The 21,950-nt window shown below is 65.8% G+C and carries 22 protein-coding genes and 2 pseudogenes; 15 read left to right on the top strand and 9 right to left on the bottom strand.

What is annotated here, in order from left to right:
- Window positions 1-41: 41 nt before the first annotated feature.
- Window positions 42-1,100, bottom strand: a complete 1,059-nt coding sequence (locus ASE22_RS06510; protein ID WP_056356537.1) for a 4-oxalomesaconate tautomerase — start codon at window positions 1,098-1,100, stop codon at window positions 42-44.
- On the bottom strand, window positions 1,093-1,767 hold the full coding sequence (gene ligK / locus ASE22_RS06505; protein WP_056356535.1) for a 4-carboxy-4-hydroxy-2-oxoadipate aldolase/oxaloacetate decarboxylase: 675 nt from the start codon (window positions 1,765-1,767) through the stop codon (window positions 1,093-1,095). Before ligK ends, ASE22_RS06510 begins: the two co-directional genes overlap by 8 nt.
- Window positions 1,768-1,865: 98 nt before the next feature.
- Here ligK and ASE22_RS06500 point away from each other — a divergent pair, with 98 nt between their 5' ends.
- The 7 genes from ASE22_RS06500 (at window position 1,866) to ASE22_RS06470 (ending at window position 8,207) form a co-directional block, all read left to right on the top strand.
- The gene (locus tag ASE22_RS06500; RefSeq protein WP_056356533.1) at window positions 1,866-3,041 is read left to right on the top strand and encodes a LysR family transcriptional regulator; all 1,176 of its coding nucleotides are present in this window, start codon (window positions 1,866-1,868) and stop codon (window positions 3,039-3,041) included.
- A 77-nt stretch (window positions 3,042-3,118) separates the two neighbouring features.
- Complete coding sequence (locus ASE22_RS06495; RefSeq protein WP_056356530.1) at window positions 3,119-3,991, top strand: NAD(P)-dependent oxidoreductase; 873 nt, start codon at window positions 3,119-3,121, stop codon at window positions 3,989-3,991.
- On the top strand, window positions 3,988-5,004 hold the full coding sequence (locus ASE22_RS06490) for an amidohydrolase family protein (protein WP_056356528.1): 1,017 nt from the start codon (window positions 3,988-3,990) through the stop codon (window positions 5,002-5,004). The genes ASE22_RS06495 and ASE22_RS06490 overlap by 4 nt, the downstream gene beginning before the upstream one ends.
- A gap of 23 nt (window positions 5,005-5,027) precedes the next feature.
- Window positions 5,028-5,909 (top strand): amidohydrolase family protein, encoded by an 882-nt coding sequence (locus ASE22_RS06485; RefSeq protein ID WP_056356526.1) that lies wholly within the window; start codon window positions 5,028-5,030, stop codon window positions 5,907-5,909.
- Window positions 5,906-6,385 (top strand): protocatechuate 4,5-dioxygenase subunit alpha, encoded by a 480-nt coding sequence (gene ligA / locus ASE22_RS06480; protein WP_056356525.1) that lies wholly within the window; start codon window positions 5,906-5,908, stop codon window positions 6,383-6,385. Before ASE22_RS06485 ends, ligA begins: the two co-directional genes overlap by 4 nt.
- A complete protein-coding gene (locus ASE22_RS06475) occupies window positions 6,385-7,245 on the top strand; it encodes a class III extradiol dioxygenase subunit beta (RefSeq protein WP_056356523.1) in 861 nt (286 codons plus the stop codon). The genes ligA and ASE22_RS06475 overlap by 1 nt, the downstream gene beginning before the upstream one ends.
- A 17-nt stretch (window positions 7,246-7,262) precedes the next feature.
- Window positions 7,263-8,207 carry a Gfo/Idh/MocA family oxidoreductase gene (locus tag ASE22_RS06470; RefSeq protein WP_056356521.1) on the top strand — a complete coding sequence of 315 codons (945 nt, stop codon included), beginning with the start codon at window positions 7,263-7,265 and terminating at the stop codon, window positions 8,205-8,207.
- Here ASE22_RS06470 and ASE22_RS27270 read toward each other — a convergent pair.
- Complete coding sequence (locus ASE22_RS27270; protein WP_056356519.1) at window positions 8,165-8,476, bottom strand: divalent metal cation transporter; 312 nt, start codon at window positions 8,474-8,476, stop codon at window positions 8,165-8,167. The genes ASE22_RS06470 and ASE22_RS27270 overlap by 43 nt on opposite strands.
- A 141-nt stretch (window positions 8,477-8,617) precedes the next feature.
- Window positions 8,618-9,403, bottom strand: coding sequence for an IS110 family transposase (locus ASE22_RS06460; protein ID WP_056356518.1), 786 nt, complete (start codon window positions 9,401-9,403; stop codon window positions 8,618-8,620).
- Here ASE22_RS06460 and istB point away from each other — a divergent pair.
- Window positions 9,342-10,141, top strand: a pseudogene (istB, locus tag ASE22_RS06455) (IS21-like element helper ATPase IstB). The gene ASE22_RS06460 and the pseudogene istB sit on opposite strands and share 62 nt — an antisense overlap.
- A 99-nt stretch (window positions 10,142-10,240) precedes the next feature.
- Window positions 10,241-11,437 (top strand): IS256 family transposase, encoded by a 1,197-nt coding sequence (locus ASE22_RS06450; protein WP_056356516.1) that lies wholly within the window; start codon window positions 10,241-10,243, stop codon window positions 11,435-11,437.
- Between the two features lie 313 nt (window positions 11,438-11,750).
- Here ASE22_RS06450 and ASE22_RS27980 read toward each other — a convergent pair.
- From ASE22_RS27980 to ASE22_RS27510, 3 genes and pseudogenes are all read right to left on the bottom strand, one after another.
- A pseudogene (locus ASE22_RS27980) lies at window positions 11,751-11,938 on the bottom strand (transposase); the annotation flags it as partial.
- A 68-nt stretch (window positions 11,939-12,006) separates the two neighbouring features.
- A complete protein-coding gene (locus ASE22_RS27515) occupies window positions 12,007-12,558 on the bottom strand; it encodes a tyrosine-type recombinase/integrase (protein WP_414819873.1) in 552 nt (183 codons plus the stop codon).
- Window positions 12,485-12,781 carry an Arm DNA-binding domain-containing protein gene (locus ASE22_RS27510; protein ID WP_056384077.1) on the bottom strand — a complete coding sequence of 99 codons (297 nt, stop codon included), beginning with the start codon at window positions 12,779-12,781 and terminating at the stop codon, window positions 12,485-12,487. The genes ASE22_RS27515 and ASE22_RS27510 overlap by 74 nt, the downstream gene beginning before the upstream one ends.
- 672 nt (window positions 12,782-13,453) lie before the next feature.
- Between ASE22_RS27510 and repC the strand changes: the two genes are divergently transcribed.
- The 5 genes from repC (at window position 13,454) to ASE22_RS06410 (ending at window position 18,514) form a co-directional block, all read left to right on the top strand.
- The gene (gene repC, locus ASE22_RS06430; RefSeq protein ID WP_056356511.1) at window positions 13,454-14,806 is read left to right on the top strand and encodes a plasmid replication protein RepC; all 1,353 of its coding nucleotides are present in this window, start codon (window positions 13,454-13,456) and stop codon (window positions 14,804-14,806) included.
- Between the two features lie 225 nt (window positions 14,807-15,031).
- Window positions 15,032-15,934, top strand: coding sequence for a replication initiator protein A (locus ASE22_RS06425; RefSeq protein WP_056356508.1), 903 nt, complete (start codon window positions 15,032-15,034; stop codon window positions 15,932-15,934).
- A gap of 222 nt (window positions 15,935-16,156) precedes the next feature.
- Window positions 16,157-16,894 (top strand): hypothetical protein, encoded by a 738-nt coding sequence (locus ASE22_RS27505; RefSeq protein WP_235538124.1) that lies wholly within the window; start codon window positions 16,157-16,159, stop codon window positions 16,892-16,894.
- A 45-nt stretch (window positions 16,895-16,939) separates the two neighbouring features.
- Window positions 16,940-17,263: a single-stranded DNA-binding protein gene (locus tag ASE22_RS06415; RefSeq protein WP_056356506.1), complete on the top strand. Its 324-nt coding sequence runs from the start codon at window positions 16,940-16,942 to the stop codon at window positions 17,261-17,263.
- A 348-nt stretch (window positions 17,264-17,611) separates the two neighbouring features.
- Window positions 17,612-18,514, top strand: coding sequence for a DUF7146 domain-containing protein (locus ASE22_RS06410; protein ID WP_082591510.1), 903 nt, complete (start codon window positions 17,612-17,614; stop codon window positions 18,512-18,514).
- A 95-nt stretch (window positions 18,515-18,609) separates the two neighbouring features.
- On the opposite strand, the gene ASE22_RS06405 is transcribed toward ASE22_RS06410, so the two are convergent.
- Window positions 18,610-19,383, bottom strand: coding sequence for a DUF2971 domain-containing protein (locus ASE22_RS06405; RefSeq protein ID WP_056356504.1), 774 nt, complete (start codon window positions 19,381-19,383; stop codon window positions 18,610-18,612).
- 399 nt (window positions 19,384-19,782) lie between these two features.
- Window positions 19,783-20,019, bottom strand: a complete 237-nt coding sequence (locus ASE22_RS27500; protein WP_235538123.1) for a hypothetical protein — start codon at window positions 20,017-20,019, stop codon at window positions 19,783-19,785.
- A 27-nt stretch (window positions 20,020-20,046) separates the two neighbouring features.
- Between ASE22_RS27500 and ASE22_RS06400 the strand changes: the two genes are divergently transcribed.
- The gene (locus tag ASE22_RS06400) at window positions 20,047-21,897 is read left to right on the top strand and encodes a strawberry notch family protein (RefSeq protein ID WP_235538122.1); all 1,851 of its coding nucleotides are present in this window, start codon (window positions 20,047-20,049) and stop codon (window positions 21,895-21,897) included.
- Window positions 21,898-21,950 lie beyond the last annotated feature (53 nt).

Raw genomic sequence — 21,950 nt, 5'->3', positions numbered from 1 at the left:
TGTTCTCAATCGCCGGTCGACGGAGTTTCAGACCAGAGGCATCAGGCGAATACCGCCCCGTCCATCAGCTTGCGCGCGGTCCGCAGCAGCGCGGCGGTCTGCATTAAGCCATCGGCGCCCAGCGTCAGCAGGCAGATCATCTCGCCCGTCGGATGCTCGACGGACAGCGTCTTGCGCGCGCCTTCCGGCACCGACGCGACCTCGGCCGCCGGTGAGCCTGGCACGAGGCATGCGGTCGCGACACTCACCGCCCCCAGCACGCCAATCGCGGCGTGCGCGCGATGCGGGATGAAGCTCCGCACGGTGACGGCACCGCCCTGCTGCGGCGGCGCCACGAGCATCATCTTCGGCACGGATTTCTCGGTCACGTCGCCGAGGTTCATCAGCGGTCCGGCCTGCAGCCGGATCGCCTCGATCCGGGTCTTGAGCCCGATCGCCGCGTCCAGCGCTTCGCGCGTCTCGTAGCCGGTCGCACCCACGTCGGCTGCGCGCAGCACCACGCAGGGCATGCCGTTGTCGATCAGCGTGCATGCGATGCCGTCGATCATGTCGACCGCGTTCCCGGTCGGCAGCAGCGCCCCGCACGACGAACCTGCAGTATCGCGAAACTCAAGCGGCACCGGCGCCGCAGTCCCCGGCACCCCGTCGATCCGCGCATCGCCGGCATAGCTCACCACCCTGTTCGGCGTGGCGACCGTCGCCACCGCCACCTGGCCGGTGTTCTCCATGAAGATGGCCACGGGCGTCTCGCCGTCGCGCGCCGCGACCAGGCCACGCTCGACGGCGAACGGCCCGACCGCCGCCAGCAAATTCCCGCAATTCTGGCTGTCGCTGACGATTGCCTGATCGACGAACACCTGCAGGAAGAGATAATCGACGTCGACGCCCTCGCGCGCGGACCTGCGCACAACCGCGACCTTGGAGGTCAGCGGATCGGCGCCGCCTATCCCGTCGATCTGGCGCGGATCGGGCGACCCCATTACCCGCAGCAGCAAGGCGTCGCGCGCCGCCGGGTCGGCGGGAAGATCGCCCGCGAGGAAGACGCCACCCTTCGACGTGCCGCCCCGCATCCAGGCACAAGGCACGCCCCCCTCACTCATATTTCAGACCAACCGCCTCCAGCTTGCCGCGCATGCCGTAGATGTCGAGGCCGAGTTCGCCCGCGCCGAGGCGGCGGCGCTTCGCCTCCTCGGCCGCCTCGCGTGCGCGGGCCATCTCCAGGACCGCCGCGGCATCGCCGCGCCTGACCACGCAGACGCCGTCGTCGTCGGCGACGATCACGTCGCCCGGCACGATCGCCGCTCCCGCGCAGACGATCGGCACGTTGACCGAGCCGAGCGTTGCCTTGACCGTTCCCTGAGCGAAGACCGCCCGCGACCATACCGGAAAGCCCATCTGCGTCAGATCACGTACGTCGCGCACGCCTGCGTCGATCACGAGGCCACGGCATCCGCGCGCCATCGCCGAGGTCGCGAGCAGATCGCCGAAATAGCCGTCCTCGCAGGGACTGGTCGGCGCCAGGACGAGGACATCGCCGGGACCGAGCTGCTCGATTGCCACATGGACCATCCAATTGTCGCCCGGCGGTGCGGAGATCGTGACGGCGGATCCGCCAATGCGAGCGCCGGCGTAGATCGGCCGCACCCGGCTCGCGAGCAGACCGATGCGGCCCTGCGCCTCGTGCACTGTCGCGACGCCGGCCGCCCCAAGCCCGTCGATTACCGCCATATCGGTGCGCTGGATGTTGCGCACCACCCGCCCGGCCATGTCAGTCTCCTACCGTCGTGGGTGGGTGTCGCCGCGCGCTTCCCGAGGCAAATCGCAATTGCGGACGCGCGATAAGTTTTCATGATATCTGGGCAGCGATGCCGGCCCCCTTCGATCTCAACCTGCACCATCTCCGTGCGCTCGGCGCGATCGTCCGTCGCGGCGGGATGAGTGCGGCGGCAGATGCGATCGGCATGTCGCAACCTGCGCTGACCCAAGGTCTCGCCAAACTCGAGGCGCAGCTCGGGGTTAGCTTGTTCGAGCGGCGGCCCGACGGGATGAAGGCGACATCCGCAGGATTGCTCCTCGTCGACCGTGTCGAAGCCGCGTTCGAGTATCTCTCCGCCGCGAAGCGGAGCGGCACGCGCGGGTTCGGCCGGCCCGAGTGGCTAATGACGGCGACCCAGTTGCGCGCGTTCCTGGCGCTCGCCGACGCCGGCAGCTTCGTCACCGCGGCTCAGGCGACCGCGCTGTCGCAACCCGCGCTGCACCGCTCGGTACGTGATCTTGAGCAGGTAATCGGCGTCTCGCTGGTCGAGCGGCGCGGGCGCGGCGTCACGCTGAGCGGCGCGGGGCGGCGGTTGGCGCGGGGCATCCGCCTCGCGGCGTCCGAGATCGCGGCCGCCATCGCGGAGACCCGGCCGCCGGGCGAGGGCAGCGGCAACATCGTGATCGGGGCGATGCCGCTGTCGCGCGCGTCGCTGGTGCCGCGCGCGGTGGCCGGGCTGATTGCCGAGCGCCCCGACGTCACTCTCTCGATCGTCGAGGGCAGCTGGCGCGAGCTGATCGAGCCGTTGCGCGAGGGCGTGATCGATCTGATGATCGGCGCGCTCCGTCCGGTCGTGCCGCCGGACCTCCGCCAGCGCCCATTGATAGAGGATCGCCCGGTGGTGGTCGCTGGAGCGCAGCACCCGCTCGCGGGCGCTGCCGAGGTCTCACGCGCAACGCTTGCCGCCTTCCCCTGGGCGGTTGCCCCTCCCGGCTCGCCGCTGCGCGCGCATTGGGAAGAGCTGTTCGCCGGGCGCACGCCTCCGCCGCGACCGATCGAGTGCGGCTCGGTGATGGTGCTGCGCGGGCTGCTGACCCGCGGCGATTTCCTGACCCTGCTCTCCCCCGAGCAGGTCGCGCTGGAGGTGGCCAACGGCATTCTCGCTTTTGTCGGCGCACCGCTCGCGCAGTGCGTACGCACGATCGGCGTTACCAACCGAGCCGACTGGCGGCCGACGGCTGCCCAGCGCCGCTTCCTCGAGCATCTCGACGAGACAGAAATCTAGTGACGGTTCAGGAAATCGAATAGGCGCCGTGACCTTCCGATTGGGCGCCTGATAGTCGGGCGACTATCGCGCGGACCATGCGGGAGAGGATCGCGATCATCGGCTTCGGAGAGGCGGGCGCCGCATTCGCTCCCGGGCTCGCGTCGCGCACCACGCTCAGCGTCTACGATTGCAAGACCGACGATCCGGTTACCGCCCCGGGGAAGCGAGCCGATCTTGCCGCGGCCGGCGTCAGCGGCGCAGACAGCGCCGCGACGGCGCTGGCGGACGCAGTCGGCGTGCTCAGCCTGGTCACCGCCGACCAGGCGCTCGCCGCTGCGACGGTCGATGCGCCGTTGCTGCCGCGCGGCGCCATCTGGTTCGACATGAACAGCGTCGCGCCCCAGACCAAGCGGGACGCCGCGGCTGCCGTCGAGGCGGCGGGCGGGCGCTACGTCGACGTCGCGGTGATGGCGCCGGTCCATCCGTCGCGCACCGGCGTGCCGCTGCTTGTCTCGGGGCCGCACGCCGAAGAGGGCGCCGCGCTACTCGGCCATATCGGCTTCGCCGATGCCCGCGTCGTGCCCGGCGATGTCGGCCGCGCCTCGTCGATCAAGATGCTCCGCTCGGTGATGGTCAAGGGGATCGAGGCGCTGACCGCGGAATGCCTGCTCGCCGCCGATCGTGCCGGCGTGCTCGACGAGGTGCTCGCCTCGCTCGACGCCAGCCCGCCGCCGCCCGCCTGGACCGCCCGTGCCGATTACAACATCGAGCGAATGATGGTCCACGGCCTGCGCCGCGCCGCCGAGATGGACGAGGTGGTGAAGACGCTCGACGCGCTCGGCACCGGCACCGCGCTCAGCCGCGCCACCGCCGCCCGCCATGGCGCGATCGGTGCGCTCGGCCTGCTCGCGCCTCGCGAAGGCCTCGCAGCCAAGCTCGCCCAGCTCAGCTTGGAGGATGCCGCATGATCATCGACTGCCACGGCCATTACACCGTGCTGCCCAAGGGGCACGACGCCTGGCGCGAGGCGCAGACGGCGGCGTTCAAGGCGGGGGAGGCCAACCCGCCCTACCCCGCCATCTCGGACGACGAGATCCGCGAGACGATCGAGGCGAACCAGCTGCGCCTGATCCGCGAGCGCGGCGCCGACATGACGATCTTCTCGCCGCGCGCCTCCGCAATGGCGCCGCACGTGGGCGACGCCGCAGTGGCGAAGGAGTGGGCGATCCGTTGCAACGACCTGATCGCGCGCGTCGTGGGCCTCTATCCTGAGAGTTTCGCCGGCGTCTGCATGCTGCCCCAGTCGCCGGCCAGCGACATGACCAGCTCGATCGCGGAACTCGAGCGGTGCGTGGCGGCGGGCTTCGTCGGCTGCAACCTCAATCCCGATCCAGGCGGCGGCCATTTCGCCTCGCCCCCGCTGACCGACCGCTACTGGTATCCGTTCTACGAAGCGATGGTCGCGCTCGACGTGCCGGGGATGATCCATGTCTCCGGCAGCTGCAACCCGGCGATGCACGCCACCGGTGCATACTACATCGCTGCGGACACGATCGCGTTCATGCAGCTGCTGCAGGCTGACCTGTTCGCCGATTTCCCGCGCTTGCGCTTCATTATTCCCCATGGCGGAGGCGCGGTGCCCTATCATTGGGGGCGCTACCGAGGGCTTGCCGACATGCTCAAGAAGCGGGAGCTTGGCAGGCACCTGATGAACAACGTCTTCTTCGATACCTGCGTCTACCATCAGCCTGGGATCGACCTGCTTGCCGAGGTGATCGAGCACAAGAATATCCTGTTCGGTTCCGAGATGGTCGGCGCGGTGCGCGGCATCGATCCGCAGACCGGCCATTATTTCGACGACACCAAGCGCTATGTCGACGCGCTGGACATTTCGGACGAAGCGCGGACGGCGATCTTCTCGGGCAACGCGCGCACGGTCTTCCCGCGGCTCGATGCGCAGCTGGAGGCGCGCGGCCTGTGACGCTGACGCCCCCTGCCTTCGCGATGGACCTCGATTGGCGCTGCTTCCATCCGCAGCCGGCCAAGCCGACGTTCCGCCTGCCGGCCGGAGCGGTGGATACGCATTGCCACATCTTTGGCCCGGGCGCCGCCTTTCCCTACGCCCCCGAACGCAAGTACACGCCCTGCGACGCGGGGCGCGACAAGCTCTACGCGCTGCGCGACTATCTCGGCTTCGAACGCAACGTCGTCGTCCAGGCGACCTGCCATGGCGCCGACAATCGCGCGATGCTCGACGCGCTCGTCCATTCGGACGGCAAGGCGCGCGGCGTCGCGACCGTGAAGCCCGACGTCTCCGCGGACGAATTGGCGGAGATGCACGCCGCCGGCGTGCGTGGGGTGCGGTTCAACTACGTCAGGCGGCTGGTGGATCCCCAGCCCGATGCCTATTATCTCGGCATCATCGAAAAGATCGCCGCGCTGGGCTGGCACGTCGTCATCTATTTCGAGGCGGCGGACCTAATCGAGAAGTGGGACTTCTTCACTGCCATCCCGACCACCGTGGTGGTCGACCACATGGGCCGGCCCGACGTGTCCAAGGACGCGCACGGCCCCGAGCTCGCCCGGTTCATCACGTTCATGGAGCGAGACAATATCTGGTCGAAGGTCACCTGCCCCGAACGGCTGTCGGCCTCCGGCCCCCCGGGCTACGACGACGTCGTGCCGTTCGCCCGGACGATCGTCGAGCGCTTTCCCGACCGCGTGCTCTGGGGCACCGACTGGCCGCATCCCAACATGAAGAGCCACATCCCCGACGACGGCAAGCTCGTCGACTATATTCCGCGCATCGCACCGACGGCGGAGCTCCAGCGCAAGCTGCTCGTCGCCAATCCGATGCGCCTATACTGGCCGGAGGAGATGGTATGACGAGCCCGACCGATATCCACGCCTATCTGGCCGAGTTCGACGACATACCGGGCACGCGTGTCTACACCGCCAAGCGTGCGCGGACGGGCTACCACCTCAACCAGTTCGCGATGAGCCTGATGAAGCCCGAAAACCGCGCCGCGTTCAAGGTGGACGAGCATGCCTATCTCGACGGCTGGAAGCTCACGCCGGCCCAGCGCGACGGCGTCCTGCGGCGCGACTACAACCAGCTGCTCGACGAGGGCGGCAACATCTACTTCCTGGCGAAGCTGTTCTCCACCGATGGGCTGAGCTTCCTCCAGGCGGTCGGCACGATGACCGGAATGGGGCCGGAAAGGTATCAGGCGATGATGGTCGCCGGCGGCCGCGACCCCGCAGGCGTGCGTTCGCTGCGGGAGCAGGCGGGGCTGGACGCGGTCGCCGACGCCGCGGCGGAGATCGCCAATTCTTCCATTGCTCCCGAAGAGAACCGCTGATGGCGCGCATCACCGCAGGCGTGGCCTCGAGCCACATCCCCGCGATCGGCGCGGCACTCGACAACGACAAGACCGGCGAGCCCTATTGGCAGCCGGTGTTCGCCGGCTTCGAATGGGTCAAGCGATGGGAGGTCGAGGAGAAGCCCGACGTCGTCATCCTGGTCTACAACGACCATGCCTCGGCGTTCGACGCGAACCTGATCCCGACCTTCGCCATCGCCTGCGGCGAGAGGTTCAGACCCGCCGACGAAGGGTGGGGTCCGCGCCCGGTGCCGGAGGTCGAAGGGCATCCCGACCTCGCGTGGCACATCGCGCAAAGCTGCATCCTCGACGAATTCGACATGACGATCATCAACGAACTCGACGTTGATCACGGCCTCACCGTCCCGCTGTCGGTGATGTTCGGCCAGCCCGCCGCATGGCCGGCCAAGGTGATCCCCCTCGCCGTCAACGTCGTCACCTATCCGCCACCATCCGGCAACCGCTGCTGGCGGCTCGGGGAGGCGATCGTAAAGGCGGTGGCGAGCTTCCGCGAGGATCTCAACGTCCAGATCTGGGGCACGGGCGGAATGAGTCACCAGCTGCAAGGCATGCGCGCGGGCCTGATCAACAAGGCCTGGGATCAGCGGTTTCTGGACGATCTGACCGCCGATCCCGAGCGGCTCCGCACGATGCCGCACATCGAGTATCTGCGGGAGGCAGGCTCGGAGGGGATCGAGCTCGTGATGTGGCTCATCATGCGCGGCGCATTGGGCGCCGAACCGGAGGAGCTTCACCGCTTCTACCACGTTCCTGCCTCCAACACCGCGGTCGGACACATCGTGCTTCGCCCCGCCGAGGCGACTCCCGCCGCCGCCTAATAAGCAAAGGAAAGATCATGACCCGCATCGCCCTCGCCGGCGCCGGCGCGTTCGGAATCAAGCATCTCGATGGCCTCAAGAACATCCCCGATGTCGAAATCGTATCGATCATCAGCCGCACTGCGGGGCAGGCAGCAGACGTCGCGGCCAAGTACGGCGCGAAGCATCACTCGACCGAGCTCGCGGATGCCTTGGCCCGCGACGACGTCGACGCGGTGATCCTTTGCACGCCGACGCAGATGCATGCCGGCCAGACCATCGCCTGCCTCGAGGCGGGCAAGCACGTCCAAGTCGAGATTCCGCTGTGTGACAGCCTCGCCGAGGGCGAGGCGGTGCTGGCCAAGCAGCGGGAGACCGGCCTTGTCGCAATGGTCGGCCACACCCGCCGCTTCAATCCCTCGCACCAATATATCCACGATAGGATCGACGCAGGCGAGATCGCCCTCCAACAGATGGACGTCCAGACCTATTTCTTTCGCCGCAAGAACTTGAACGCGCTTGGCCAGCCGCGCAGCTGGACCGATCACCTGCTGTGGCACCACGCCGCGCACACCGTCGATCTCTTCGCCTATCAGGCGGGACCGATCGTGCAGGCCAACGCGCTGCAAGGCGCGCGTCATCCCGAGCTCGGCATCGCGATGGACATGGCGATCCAGCTCAAAAGCGAGAGCGATGCGATCTGCACACTGTCTTTGTCCTTCAACAACGACGGCCCGTTCGGCACTTTCTTCCGCTACATTTGCGATAACGGCACCTGGATCGCGCGCTACGACGATCTGGTGACGGGCAAGGAGGAGGCGATCGATCTTTCGGGCGTCGCGGTATCTAACAATGGCATCGAGCTGCAGGACCGTGAGTTCATCGCCGCGATCCGCGAGGGGCGCGAGCCGAGCAGTTCGGTCGGGCAGGTTCTCCCCTGTTACCGCGTCCTCGACGCGCTCGAAAAGGAACTTGAGGGATAAGATGCCGCGAACACCGGTAGAGCGAGCATGCCGGTGCCGATGATCCCTACCGCGAAGACGAGGAACGCAAACCGCCCTGCTATCGGCCTGAGCGCGTCGGCCGCCTGCGACGACGTTTGAATATCGGTGGTGCCATGCGCTTGCAGCGTCGCGGCGGTGGCCAGGATGATGAACAAAGCGACCGCATTCGACAAAGCAATGCCGACATAGGTGTTAATACGGATGCGTTTGAATTCGACGGATGCCTGATCCCTCGCCCGCCCGAGCAAATTGGCCTCAGGTCGCTACTTAACATCCTCAACCTCTCCTCCGCTTGCCAGAAAACGTATGGCCCGCCCCGTCTGCAAGGGTGATGTTGGACGGCGTGCTGGTCTGCATCAACGTATCGGGTCTCAGGGCATGAGCCCTGGCTAAGATGGGTTCCGCGCACTCCGGGCCTCATAAAGATCGCGTTGTCGAGCACCACATTTTTCGCCAGGCTGCCGCGGCGCCGGTTCGACCGTTACGCCATCTGTCCTCACCTCCACAGACATCGTGAGCGGCGAGGCCGAAGGCCGGCCGCTAACCTCTTCAGGCCAGGCGGCCCCATCCTCGTAATTCTGGCCGTTTCGCAGCACCGCCCACGCTGTACCCGCCAGCTGGGCGGCGAGTGCCACGACCACGACGTTGGGGTGAGCGCGGGTGAGCATCTGACGCACCCACGCGCCGACCGGCGTGAGCTTCTTCGAGAAGTGGACCAAGGCGGCTCGCGCGCCGTGGATCAGCTGCGTGCGAAGATACTTGTTGCCCCGCTTGCTGATTCCCAGCAGCTTGGTCCTCCCGCCGGTTGAGTGCTGCCGTGGCGTCAGCCCGAGCCACGCCGCAAGATCGCGACCCTTGGCGAACGCGGACGCGTCGCCGACCGCGGCGAGGAGCGCGGTAGCGTTGATCACGCCGATCCCCGGGATCGTCGCCAGCCGCCTCGCCTGCTCGTCGTCTCGGGTCAACGCCGCCAACTCATCGTCGTAGCTGCCGATCCGCCGGTCGAGGCTCGCCCACTCGTTCCGAAGATCCCGCAACAACCTGATCGCCAGCGCGCCATCCTCCATCAACTCGTCAAGCCTCTTCGCCAAGCATGAGCGCCGCTTCGTCAGGATGATGGCGCGCTCGAGCAGAACCGCACGAAGCTGGTTGATCAGCCGGGTGCGGCCGGCCACGAGCCGCTCACTCGAGATGCTCGACGCGACGCTGCGCCGGATCGAGCAGGGCCAGATCGATGGCATCGAAGCGCTCGACGAGCTGCTGCTCGAGGAGCTGTCGCTACGCGAGAACCGAAGGATCAAGGCGGCGCTGCGCATGGCGCGGCTGCCAGTGGTCAAGACGCTCGCCGGCTTCGACTTCTCGTTCCAGCCGTCGCTCGACCGCAACCGAATCATGGCGCTCGCCGGGCTCGACTTCATCCCCCGCGCCGAGGTCGTCCATCTCCTCGGGCCGCCGGGAACCGGCAAGAGCCACCTCGCCACCGCACTCGCCGTCGAGGCGGTGCGTGCCGGCAAGCTTGTCTACTTCATCCCGCTCGCCGACCTCGTCGCGCAGCTCGCCAAGGCCGAACGCGAAGGCCCCCTGCGCGAACGCATCCGCTTCCTCTGCCGCGCCTCGCTGCTCGTCGTCGACGAGATCGGCTACCTGCCGGTGACGCCCGGTGGCGGGACCTGTTCTTCCAGCTGGTCAACGCTCGATACGAAAAGGGCGCCATGATCCTCACTTCGAACCGCGGCTTTGCCGAATGGGGCGACATCTTCGGCAGCCCGGTCGTCGCCACCGCGCTACTCGATCGACTCCTCCACCACGCCGTCGTCATCCAGATCGAAGGCTCGAGTTACCGCACGCGCGAGCATGCCGCGCTCATCCCCGAAAACCTGCGCGCCAGCCATCTCGTAAATCTGCCCGGGTAGTGCCCCCGGACGTGGTGTAGGAAGCGGCCCCGGATGAGGTGGCCATCGCCGGTCTTCGGCTAGGGTTCGGATGCGAACTCGAACCTGGAGAAGACGACGATGACCGATGCCAAGATGGCCCTGCTCGAGCTGGTCGAGCAAGAGGCGGATGCTGACCTGGTGCGCGAGATGCTAGCGTTCGCCGCCGAGCGCATGATGGACCTGGAGATCGAGGCAAAGACGGGAGCGCCGGCAGGCACCCGCTCGCCCGACCGCCTGAACCATCGCAACGGCTACCGTGAACGCAACTGGGACACGCGTGCGGGCCGGATCGAGCTGTCGGTCCCCAAGCTGAGGAAGGGCAGCTACTTCCCGAGCTTCCTGGAGCCGCGCCGCACGGCGGAGAAGGCGTTGGTGGCGGTGATCCAGGAGGCCTACATCCAGGGCATCTCGACGCGCTCGGTCGACGACCTGGTGAAGGCGATGGGCGGCACCGGCGTCTCGAAGAGCCAGGTGAGCCGGCTGATCACCGAGATCGACGAGCGGGTGAACGCCTTCCTCAACCGCCCGATCGAAGGCGAGTGGCCATACCTGTGGATCGACGCCACCTACCTGAAGGAGCGCGAGGGCGGCCGGATCGTCTCGACCGCGGTGATAGTGGCAGTGGGCGTCAACACGCTCGCCAAGCGCGAAGTGCTCGGCGTCGCGAGCGGCCCGTCCGAGGCCGAACCCTTCTGGAAGAGCTTCCTGCGCGCGCTCGCCGATCGCGGGCTGCGCGGCGTCAAGCTCGTCATCTCCGACGATCACAAAGGGCTGCGCAGCGCCGCAGGCAAGGTGTTCAACGCGACGCAACAACGCTGCCGGGTGCACTGGATGCGCAACGCGCTGGCCCATGTCGGTGCCAAGCAGCGCCCCGCCGTCGTCGCCATGCTGAAGACGATCTTCGCCCAGGAGAACGCTGACGACGCCCACGAGCAGTGGCGCCACGTCGCCGATGCGTTGCGCGAGCGATACGAGAAGCTCGCCGTGATGATGGACGGCTCGCGCGAAGAGGTGCTCGCCTACATGGCGTTCCCCAAGGAGCATTGGGCACAGATCTCGTCGACCAACCCGCTCGAACGCGTCAACAAGGAGATCAAGCGCCGGGCCGACGTCATCGGCATCTTCCCCAACACCGCCGCGGTCATCCGCCTCGTCGGCGCACTCATGCTCGAGCAGAACGACGAGTGGTCGGTGTCGCGTCGCTACATGACGCTGGAAACAATCGGCACCTTGAGCGATAACCCACGCATCAGCCTGCCAGCACTGGCAGCCTGATCATCCTTGGACCCTGCCGAGGATCGGTGTTCCTACACCACGCCATGGGGCACTACCTCTGCCCGCCGAGCCTAAGCGGCGCGGACGCCGCCGAAAAAGGAAAACGACGATCACCAGACCGGCTGATCACCGATCCCTGACCCGCCGCCAAACCAGGGAATTTAAACGCCCACAATCGGGGAAACTTCGGTGCCCGTTGACATATGCGGCACGTACCGCACCGACGAACGATCGACGCCGAGCGCCACGCACCCGCGCCGTTCGCTGACACCATGAGACGCCTGGACGTGCGCGACGATCTCGCGCCGCCGCCCAGGCGCCAGAACTTTTTGGCAGAACGTCCTGCAGGATGTGCTTGTCGAGACTCAGGTCTGCGACCAGCTGCTTGAGCTTGCGGTTCTCGTCCTCGAGCTGCTTCACCCGCCGCAGCCCGCCGACGCCGAGCCCGCCGTACACCTTCTTCCACCGGTAGAAGGTCTGCTCCGACACACCCATCCGGCGGAGCTTGAGGTCGCGGAGCAATGCCACGGTCGGCGGCGCGAGCGGCACGACGTGCGGCTCCTTCATCTTCATGCGCGCGCCGGGATCGACCATGTACCGGCCCCCAAGTCGAACTCGCCCCACGTCGCGTACCTTGTCTCGTTTGAGCGGACGGCTGTCAGCACGGTCAGCTTGAGCGCGTCGCGACCGACGGCGGGTGGCAGCGCCGCCAGCACCCGCATGAACGCCGGGATGTCGCCATAAGTCATGGCGGCGCGATGGGTGACCTGTCGACTCTGGCGCGGCAGGCCGCGGGTCACCGAACGCAGCGATACCTCTTCCGGTACGAGGCCCTTGATGTGCGCGAAGTCCAGCACCGCCCCGATCCGCTGCAGGATGCGTCGCGCAGTATCCGGGATGGACAGCCATACCGGCTCGAGCACGTTCAGCACCGCCGCGCTGTCGACGCGATCGCTCGGCGTCTTGCCGATGCGCGGAAACACATGGCGCTCGAAGCTCGACAACCAGGAGGCGTGGCGCTGGTCCTTCCAGCCGCCGCGCAGGGCTTTAGCAGTCGCGTGCCACGCTCTCGAAGGTCGGAGCGGACCGCCGGCGTCCCGGTCGCTCGCGCTGTGGCTCAAGCCCGGTGCGCACCTGCTTGCGCAGCTCCGCGGCGAGTGCGCGGGTTTCGGCGAGCGACACCTCGTGAACCGGGCCAAGGCCGAAGTCGCGGCGGCTGCCCCGATGCTGGATGCGCAGCACCCAGGATCGCGCGCCGCTCTCCCGAACATGCAGGTAGAGCCCGTGCGCATCGGCGTGCCGACCGGGCTTGGCATGGCGGACTTTGAGCGTGGTCAGTGACACGATCGGTCCCCCAAAATGTGCCGGATTTAGCGGAACAGAGTGAGATCAACTGACCCCATCCTGGCCTCACGATCTCGGCAACATCAATAGGTTGAGACGCTATGGGCTCTGCTGCAATCTCGGCAACATGCCCGTAAGATCGCAACACAAGTTCCGGGAATCGTGCTCTTTCGACCCATAAGCCCGAACCCGGACCAGGAACATCGCCTCCGCCATATCCCCACGAGGCGCCGGAATCGAGACGTTCTGCCCGAAAGCACGAGCCGCGAGCGGCTGCGCTCACCGTCCAACGGGACGCTCTGCTCGAAAGCACGAACATTTTTCCGGCGATCTGCCCGATAGCACGAGCATCCGGCGGCGTCGGCCCCCTCCCCTGTCGGTAACAATCAGCTTGCGTGACATTCGTCGATTCGGACCGGGAGGTCCTGAGACACGGAAAGGGGTCGCGCCGCCGGCCGAGGACGCACGTCTCGACGGCGCCACGATCGTGCAGGGAGATGCTGTGCTGACATGAAAAACCCGGCGCGAGGCCGGGCTTTTCGGGGTGCCCACTAGGAGCGAGGTGACAATCACTCCCTAGCGGAACGCCCCTCAAATCACAAGCGAAAGTGCGCATCAGGCGCCACGGCTTTGTGTGTCCGCACGGGCTCCGACAAGGGGAGTTACCGAACGATGACCTACGCCTATCATCCGGGCGCCGGCTTCCGCCGCTTCGATGGCGCCGCGGCCGAGGCCGAACGCGCCGCACAGGCATTTCGCGGCCTGCCTGAGGGCAATGGACCCGGGCAGGCGCTCGCCGCCTTCAAGCGAGCGGCAGCCTATCTCAACGTCCCTCCAAGCGTCGTGCAGCTGGTCGACGTGCTGTTCGCCTGGACGAAGCCCGAGGACTGGCGGGCGGCCTCGACCCCGATCGTCTGGCCGCGCAACGACAAGCTGGCGCGCAAGCTGGGATTGAAGGTCAGGCAGGTCCAGAACCTCCTCGATCGAGCGATCGCGCTCCGACTGATCAGTCACAAGGACAGCCCCAACGGCAACCGTGGCGGCGCGCGAGGCCCCGACGGCACCATCAAATGGGCCTACGGCATCGTCCTGAGCCCGATCGGCACGAGAATCGACGAGTTCAGGGCCATCGCCGAGCGAGGGGCTCGCGAGGACGAGGAAATCGATGCTCTCCGGCGCCGGCTGGCCTCCGCTCGCCGGCGTACCGCCAGCCTTGCCCAGGCTGCTGTGGACGCCTCGCTCCAGAATACCGGAGCCGACGAAGAGCTCGCCCTGGCGCAGAGCGCCGCTCGGCAGATGCGTTATGTTCGAGACGTTCAGCTGCTCACCGGCTGTGTCGAACAGATCGAGCAGCGCGGCCGGGACCTGGAAGGCCGCGTCGCGGCCGTACTTCTCGAGCGCGACGCGCTCAATCATCCCGTCGAAACCAATAATAATGCATCCGCGGATGTAACACATTGCATCGACTCTACAACTACAACTCAACCCCAAACTGCTAAAGCAGTTACCCGTAGCGGCTTAGCGGAAAAGAGTAGTGGCGATTATGACGTGAGGTCGATGCTGCCGCAGTCGGAGGTGGAAGAGGACCTGGAGAAACATGGCGTCGATCTGGACTTCATCGAGTCGATCGTGCCGGAACTGTGCGGTTCGCTCGATCTTGGCCGCCGAGGTTGGGGCGAGCTGGTCCAGCTTGCCGAGCGCCTCGCCGATCAACACCACATTCACCGCCACGCCTGGCACGAGGCCTGCCGGATCATGGGTCAGCGCGGCGCGGCGGCCTCGGTTATCGCCACGGTCCGAAAGTATCAGGCGGGAGAGGTCGAGCGGCCGGGGGCGTACCTGCGCGGCATGAGCGGCCGTGCGGCCAAGGGCGAGCTCAACCTCGGGCGGACGTTCCACGGTCTCAAGGATCTCAGCCGCGCCGGCAACATGAAGGCGATGCAGGCGGGCGGCGACCCCCGGTCTATCGGTCAGATTGCGCGTGCGGTTTCCCGGCAGTTCGTGCTTTCGGGCAGATCGTCGTGAGGGGCGGTGCACGCCCAAACATCGCGGGCCGTGGGGGACGAGATGCCCGAAAGCACGAGTCGCCCCAGCGCGCCCCTTTGGCGCGACGCACGGAAGCCGGGCTAAGGGCGGGAGTCGCGGTCAAAGACTCGTGCTTTCGGGCAGATCGTTGCGTGCAAAGCTGCCCCGTCGGCAAAATCGCGCTATGCTTCGATGTCGCACATTAACAGCGCCGAGGGGAAAGGCATGGCGGGCAAGCAATCCATCATCGTTCGGCAGGGAAACCTGTTCGAACCCGACAGTCCGCTCCACGGCAAGGTCCGCGGCGAGCGCAGCGTGATGGATTTCCCGTTCTTTGCCCTGTCGAAGGTTGCGATCGATAAGGAGCTTGAGTTCAAGATCGGCAAGCTGAGCATCCAGATCAGGCCGAGCGCGACCGGTATCGCCACGATGTACGACAAAGAGATCATCCTCTACGTCGCGTCGCTGATGGCCCAGGCGGTTAGTCGCGGGGAGGAGGTCGATCAGAACTTCACCTTCACCGCACATGATTTCTTCAGGATCACCGGTGTCGCCCGGCCCTCAAAGCGCGATTACGACCGCTTCACCGATGCACTCGAGCGCCTTCAGGGCACACAGATCAAGACAAACATCCAGACCGGATCGAAGATCGAAAAGGGCTGGTTCTCCTGGCTCTCGGAAGCGACCGCCGAATATATCGAGATGCCCAACGGCGACCAGCAGCTGCGCGTCGTGAAGGTCCGCTTGTGCCCATGGCTTCACCGCGCGATCCAGCTTGATGGTCACATCTATCACTATAACCACGATTACTTCCGGCTGGGGACGATCGAGCGTCGCCTCTACGAGATCGCGCACTGCCATTGCGTAGGCGAGTCGATCGAGTTCCCGCTCGATGCCCTTGCCCTCAAGGTCGGCTCCACGGCGCCGCTCTCCAAGTTCAAGCAGCACCTGAAGGCAGTCGAGGCCAGCGACGACCTTCCCGAATATAAGGTATCGCTGCGAGACGTGATCCCGCACACGGAACGATTCGACACGCGCGGGCGCCGCGTGACGAAGCCCGACACTGTCGTGGTGCTGGCGCCGAGGGACCGCCCGACCGCAGCGATGCTCGAGGCTGTCGCCGCATAGCGAATTGAGCGCCCGCTTGGCGCCGATCCCCCGCATGCTCCACTTCGCGCTCACTCCAGGACCGACGATCGGCGACTTCAGCGCTCGGACGGTCCCTACGTGCAGACGCTGTGACTAACCCAGCCCCAGCATACCCGCTTCTCCGGCGACGAATAATGTCACGCCAGCTGCATGGCAGGCTGGCGGAGTCGAAAGTGACTGTCCATTATCGTCCTATGTTGTATGTTGGACTATGACGCAGATGTCAGGGTCAACCACATGGACCATCCTGCAGGACAGCGAGGATATCTGGCGCAAGGCGCGCCAACCTTGAGGGCGAAGGCGCTTCTCGGCGGCTTGGCAGTCGTCGCTGCCGTCGCTTTGGTGCATCGTCCGTCGCCCGATCAGTCCTCAGCCGGTGTCTCGGACATGATGGGCTGCTCCGCTGCCGGAACCGGCACCCTCTGCGACGCCGTGACCGGTCTTTCCAAGGCGTTGCGCGACCCGATCCTGCCCTTCAACCAGGTCCGCACCCTCCCACCCCGCGAAACGCCGGGCGCCATCGATCCCGCCATCACCCAAGCGAACATCGACACAACGATCTGCCGACCCGGATACGCCCGATCGGCACGCCCTCCCTACGCTGTCACCGGGACGCTCAAGCGCCGCCTGATGCAATTTCAGCATCCCGGCGAGACCATGGCCGACTACGAACTCGACCATCTGATCCCGATCTCCATCGGCGGCGCGCCTCTCGATCGGCGCGACCTCTGGCTCCAGCCCCGCCGCGGGCGGGCCAACGCCGCCGACAAGAACGTGCTCGCCTACGTCCTCTGGCGCCTGGTTTGCGAGCACCGCGTGCCGCTCGCGACCGCCCAGCGCGACATCAGCCGTGACTGGACCCACGCCTACCAGATCTACGCGACGCCCGAGAACGTGGCGCGATATCACTTCCGGCACCGCGAAACCGGAGGCGAATAGCCCCATCTCAACGGCTTTCCCTGTCCACGTCCAAAGGAGGAAAAGATGCCACAGAATATCGCCGAGTTTCGGATCATCGGACGCATCGGGAAGATTACGCCGCGCGAAAAGGTGAAGTATGTGAGCGTAGCGGCGAACTATAATCGTCGAGATGGCGACGAGTGGAAGACCGACACACTTTGGAACAGCGTGGTGTGCTTCTCGAACGTCGCGAATCAGGTCGAAAATGCCGGGAAGGGTGATCTCGTTCACGTCACCGGGCGTGTCCGCGAGAACAATCATGGCGAAGGCAATGACGTGACTTACCGCACCGAGCTAGTCGCGGATACGTTCTCGATCCTGGCCAAGGCCGACAGCGAGAATGAGTGATGCAGCGCGTGGACGGCCTTCGGCACGGCTCTATCGCCGCTTGGCGGCGACCGAGCCCGCAAACGGTCTCGGCCCTGCCGGGTAACGATCCTCGCCTGGCAGGAGCACAATCTTTCGGGGCGGCCCTCCCCTCTTGCTCACGGTCCTGGGCTCTGGCCGTGACACAGCCAGGTGCCATTAGGGCGGCGCGGAGCGGATGCGCGGTTTCTGTGCCCCGAACCCCGCTGCAGGATGCGGTCGAGACGTCTCAAACCGGCCTCCCCGGGTGCTGCCCGCCTTTCATCGACCAGGTTAGCTCAGAGGTGAGGATGCCGGGTGCCATTCGGTTCAATGTTTCCGGAGGCCCGAATGACCGAAGTTTATCAGAGCCACAGGACGATCACGATGGCGCGACTCCCGCTGGACGCTGAAATCCGTGCCAAGAACATCGTCGAGAAACTCGGCGGTGTCTGGCGCGGCACCCGTGGCGAATGTCGCTGTCCGGCCCACAACGATGGCACCCCCAGTCTCTCGGTTCGGCTCGGCGATACCGCCATCCTCTTTCACTGCTTCGCCGGCTGCACTCCCGTCGACGTTATGAAGGCCCTGCAGCGCAGGCACCTCCACGACCGAACCGCCGTAACAATGCCCGAAGGCAAGCCGAAGCGTGACATGAGTGCCCTCGCGACACGGCTCTGGAAAGCGAGCGTGCCGATCGCCGGGACCCTCGCCGAGGACTATCTGCTCGCCCGCGGCCTCTCCGAGCCGTTTCCCCGAGCGCTCCGCTTCAACCCGGCGACCGTCCTCGGCTCCGGCGCCGAGAAGCGGTCGATGCCTGCCATGATCGCTGCGGTCGAGAGCGACCTCGGTGTCGTTGCCGTCCAGCGCACATTCCTCGACGCGCAAGACGTGCTGCGCAAGCCGATCCCGAAGCCCAAGGTCTCGCTGGGCCTGCTCGGCACCGCGGCGATCAGGCTCGCGCCGGCCACCGACGAGTTGGGCCTGGCCGAAGGGATCGAGGATGCGCTGTCGGCGATGGAATGGTTCGGGACGCCCACCTGGGCGCTGGGCGGCGTCGAACGGCTCGCCTTCGTCGCCGTTCCTGAAAAGGTTCGGCGCGTGATCGTCTATGGCGATCGCGGACGGGCCGCCGAACGCCTGCTGGATAAGGCCCGCGACCATTTGACGGAGAATGGCCGCGAACTTGTCAGCCGCATTCCCGAGGATCATGACGATTGGAATGATGCCTGGCGGGCGCGTCAAAGTAGCTAGTGGCGGTTAGCGGTCGGCCAAGTATCAGGGAGTAAACCGAGAAAAGCTGTCACAGCCGCAGATACCCAAATGATGGATTGGCTCCTCAGCTTCGATCAGCCGTGTCTCAAATGAACCTTGAAGAATTCCGGATCAAACTCGACCCTCTTGATGGGAACGGGCGTCTTGCGTTGGGTGATAAGAGATTCGAGTTTTTCGACAAAATCATGCTTTGCGGCGGCTCCCAAGATGACCGTGGTCAACGCCGCAGCCGGGAACGGCATCTTGCCGGGGCCCTCCTTAATCTGGATACAGCGCCATTCCTGCTCGTATTCCCAAAAATCTGCCTTGCGAAGGAGGATGCGCTCCATAAGGTTGGTTCGGTCGATGTCTAGCGGCCGGAACACCGGCCTGTTCACATCATAGACGACCTTACCTGCACCCTTGAATGGGACGTGAGCGGTGGCAAATTCGAGGCAGACGCCCGAGTGATTGTGGGCGTAATGGCTCCACATAAGGATGTTTTGGCAGGACTCCGCGAACGACACGACGCCGAAACCTGCGATCGATTCCTTCCAAAGCTCGGCCGGGCTCTTCTCGCTGATCGCTGCGACGCCATCCTTCGCGATCCTCTGAGCGAAGGCGCGGCGTTTGTTGCGACCCACTGGTGCGGCACCGCGCCCTTGTCGAACGCCGATCCAGTTCTTCGCCTCATCGTATGTTCCGCGTTTATCGATGAAGGGAAAACAGTCGAACGGATCGTTGAAGTCGGTCGGATTGGAGGCCCATAGCTCGTCATCAATCAAGATGTGCCGCAGCTTGTCGATGTCTGGCGCACGATACTTATAAAGTAACTTTGGAATCTCGGGTGTGGTCTCTGGGTCAGACATTCATCCGAGTCTCAAAATCGTCCACACGCGACCGCAGTTCTCGGACCCGTAGGTCAACCCGACGAGCGCGACCGCTCCATTCAGCCGGTCTGCATCCGTTGATCCCAATACGGGTCGATCGTCATCCATAGCTCGATGATAGGCGGAAGATGCCACTGGTCGCAACGGCAGCTTACGGGATCACAGCGAAACGGTAGGAAAGGCAGCAACTGGGGCGTTAGCTGCCCCGTCAAGGTTCCAGAGGAGAGGGAGCCTCCGGCTGATTGATCCGGTGATGAGCACCGGGCGACAGAACGGAGCTCCTCGATGCGTACCTCAGCTGCAGCCCTTGAACTCGACTTTGCCGAACCCTCAATCACCGCCGCCAAAGCCATTGCCGCGGCGATCGCCAAGAATGGCTCACTTCAGCGCGCTACGCTGCTTTGGGTGATGGAACAGGCCTATGGCACCTCCGCCGCCGATGGCCGCTGGTCGCTTCGCGACGCTTACGATGTCCTGGAGCTGGCTCAGGTCTTCCACCTGCAGGCTGCTACCCTGCCCTCCGCGCCGACCGCATGCCTCGCCGACCTCATCACGCTGGTCGCCAGCCTGCCTACCCACACGGTCCGAAGCGAAGAGCAGATCGAGCTTCAGCAATTTTCGACGCCGGCGCCGATCGCCTACTTGGCCGCGCTGGCGGCCCGCGTCACGCCTCTGGATCTTGTCCTCGAACCGTCTGCTGGCACTGGCCTGCTCGCAGCCTTCGCGCGCCGCGCCGGAGCCCGCCTCGTGCTCAACGAACTCGACCCCGCGCGGGCCGAGATGCTTCAGACAGCCTTCCCCGACACGACCGTCACGCGCCACGATGCCGAGCTGATCCATGACCTTCTGGCCCCAGGCATCCACCCGACGGCCGTTCTCATCAATCCCCCCTTCTCGCGCAGTCTCGGCCGCCATGCCGACCCGCTCGCGGCGTTCCGCCACCTTCGCGCCGCCCTCCTGCGCCTTGTCCCCGGAGGCCGCTGCGCCGCGATCCTTCCCGACAGGGTCGACACATCGAGCCGGGCCTGGATCAACGCGACCGAAGGCTGCGGTCTGTCCCTGCACCTCCTGCTCCCGGCCAACGCCTATGCGAAGCATGGCACCGGTCACGCCGTGAAGATCATGGTGCTCGAGAAGGGAACGCCCAGCGATGCCGGGATGGTCGCCTGTGAGACGCTCGAAGCCGCCCTCGCCTACGTCACCGCGGTTAACGCCCCGGCGATCGCCGCACCCTCTCCCCGCTCCATGAAGGCTGGCCCGGCGTCGCTTCTCGGGGGCCTGGTGGCCCGCCCGCGCCTGTTGTCCCCAGCTGGCGCGCGCCCGATCATCGCAGCCGCTACTCGCGACATTGACTATGCCGTGCTGGCCGACCCCGCACCCGTTGGCGACGCCGTCGGGATCTACCTCCCCTATCGTCCGAGCCGGATCGTCATCGGCTGCGCTTCCGAGCATCCCACCGCACTGGTGGAGTCGATCGCCATGGGTTCGATCACCGCGCCGCGGCCGTCCTTCCGACCCCAGCTCCCGGCCCGCATCGTCGACGACGAGGTGCTCTCGGACGCTCAGCTCGAGACCCTGATCTATGCAGGCGACGCCTTCGAGCGCGACCTCACCGGGCGCTTCCTGCCCGTGGAGGAGGGACTGTCGCTGACGCCCGACGATACGGGCAAGCCCTATCGAACCGGCTTTTTCCTCGCCGACGGCACCGGCGCCGGCAAAGGGCGCCAGGTCGCGTCGATCATCCTCGACCAGTGGCTCCGCGGACGCCGCAAGCACGTCTGGATCTCCAAGACCGAAACGCTGCTGGAGGATGCCCGTCGCGACTGGACCGCCGTCGGCGGTCTCGCGCTCGACATCCAGCATCTCAATCAGTGGAAGCTCGGCACCCCCGTCGGCGCCGGCGAAGGCATGCTGTTCCTCACCTACGCCACGCTGCGTTCCAATCGCGGCGACAAGGGGACGCGCCTCCGCCAGATCCTCGATTGGTTGGGAGATGATTTCGACGGCATGATCGTGTTCGACGAAGCCCACGAGATGGCGGGCGTCGCCGGCGGCGAAGGCCGCTTCGGCGCAAAGGATGGGTCCGATCAGGGGATCGCCGGCGTTCGCCTGCAAAACCTACTGCCGCGCGCCCGCGTCCTCTACGTCTCCGCGACGGGCGCATCCGACGTGAACAACCTCGCCTATGCCACGCGGCTCGGCCTCTGGGGGACCGGCACGGCGTTCGCCGATCGCAAGGCGTTCGTCGAAAGCCTGCGCCGTGGCGGAATCGCCGCGCTGGAGCTGATCTCCCGCGACCTCAAGACTCAGGGCCTCTATGCGGCACGCGCGCTCAGCTTCGCCGGCGTCGAGTATGACATCCTCGAACATAAGCTCACTCTCGACCAGATCGGCGTGTACGACGCCTATGCCGATGCGTGGGCGATCTTATGGCGAGCTGCGCATAAAATCGCTTATCGCGAGGAAGCGGTAATGCGGAGGAGCGCGGCGTAACCGGCGAATTCCCATGATAGTGTGCGCAGTTGCTGCGCATTATATTGGTTGCG

This window comes from Sphingomonas sp. Root720, assembly GCF_001428605.1.
Taxonomy (GTDB): domain Bacteria; phylum Pseudomonadota; class Alphaproteobacteria; order Sphingomonadales; family Sphingomonadaceae; genus Rhizorhabdus.
This window is presented reverse-complemented; position numbering and strand designations above follow the sequence as displayed.

Excerpts from the sequence above, each read along its gene's own strand:
- ASE22_RS06510 (WP_056356537.1), bottom strand. The coding sequence starts at position 1,100 with ATGAGTGAGGGGGGCGTGCCTTGTGCCTGGATGCGGGGCGGCACGTCG.
- ASE22_RS06450 (WP_056356516.1), top strand. The coding sequence starts at position 10,241 with ATGACCGATGCCAAGATGGCCCTGCTCGAGCTGGTCGAGCAAGAGGCG.
- ASE22_RS06410 (WP_082591510.1), top strand. The coding sequence starts at position 17,612 with ATGACCGAAGTTTATCAGAGCCACAGGACGATCACGATGGCGCGACTC.
- ASE22_RS06500 (WP_056356533.1), top strand. The coding sequence starts at position 1,866 with ATGCCGGCCCCCTTCGATCTCAACCTGCACCATCTCCGTGCGCTCGGC.
- ASE22_RS06495 (WP_056356530.1), top strand. The coding sequence starts at position 3,119 with ATGCGGGAGAGGATCGCGATCATCGGCTTCGGAGAGGCGGGCGCCGCA.
- ASE22_RS06475 (WP_056356523.1), top strand. The coding sequence starts at position 6,385 with ATGGCGCGCATCACCGCAGGCGTGGCCTCGAGCCACATCCCCGCGATC.
- ASE22_RS06425 (WP_056356508.1), top strand. The coding sequence starts at position 15,032 with ATGGCGGGCAAGCAATCCATCATCGTTCGGCAGGGAAACCTGTTCGAA.
- ASE22_RS06490 (WP_056356528.1), top strand. The coding sequence starts at position 3,988 with ATGATCATCGACTGCCACGGCCATTACACCGTGCTGCCCAAGGGGCAC.
- repC (WP_056356511.1), top strand. The coding sequence starts at position 13,454 with ATGACCTACGCCTATCATCCGGGCGCCGGCTTCCGCCGCTTCGATGGC.
- ASE22_RS06485 (WP_056356526.1), top strand. The coding sequence starts at position 5,028 with ATGGACCTCGATTGGCGCTGCTTCCATCCGCAGCCGGCCAAGCCGACG.
- ASE22_RS27505 (WP_235538124.1), top strand. The coding sequence starts at position 16,157 with ATGTTGGACTATGACGCAGATGTCAGGGTCAACCACATGGACCATCCT.
- ASE22_RS06415 (WP_056356506.1), top strand. The coding sequence starts at position 16,940 with ATGCCACAGAATATCGCCGAGTTTCGGATCATCGGACGCATCGGGAAG.
- ASE22_RS06470 (WP_056356521.1), top strand. The coding sequence starts at position 7,263 with ATGACCCGCATCGCCCTCGCCGGCGCCGGCGCGTTCGGAATCAAGCAT.
- ASE22_RS06405 (WP_056356504.1), bottom strand. The coding sequence starts at position 19,383 with ATGTCTGACCCAGAGACCACACCCGAGATTCCAAAGTTACTTTATAAG.
- ligA (WP_056356525.1), top strand. The coding sequence starts at position 5,906 with ATGACGAGCCCGACCGATATCCACGCCTATCTGGCCGAGTTCGACGAC.
- ligK (WP_056356535.1), bottom strand. The coding sequence starts at position 1,767 with ATGGCCGGGCGGGTGGTGCGCAACATCCAGCGCACCGATATGGCGGTA.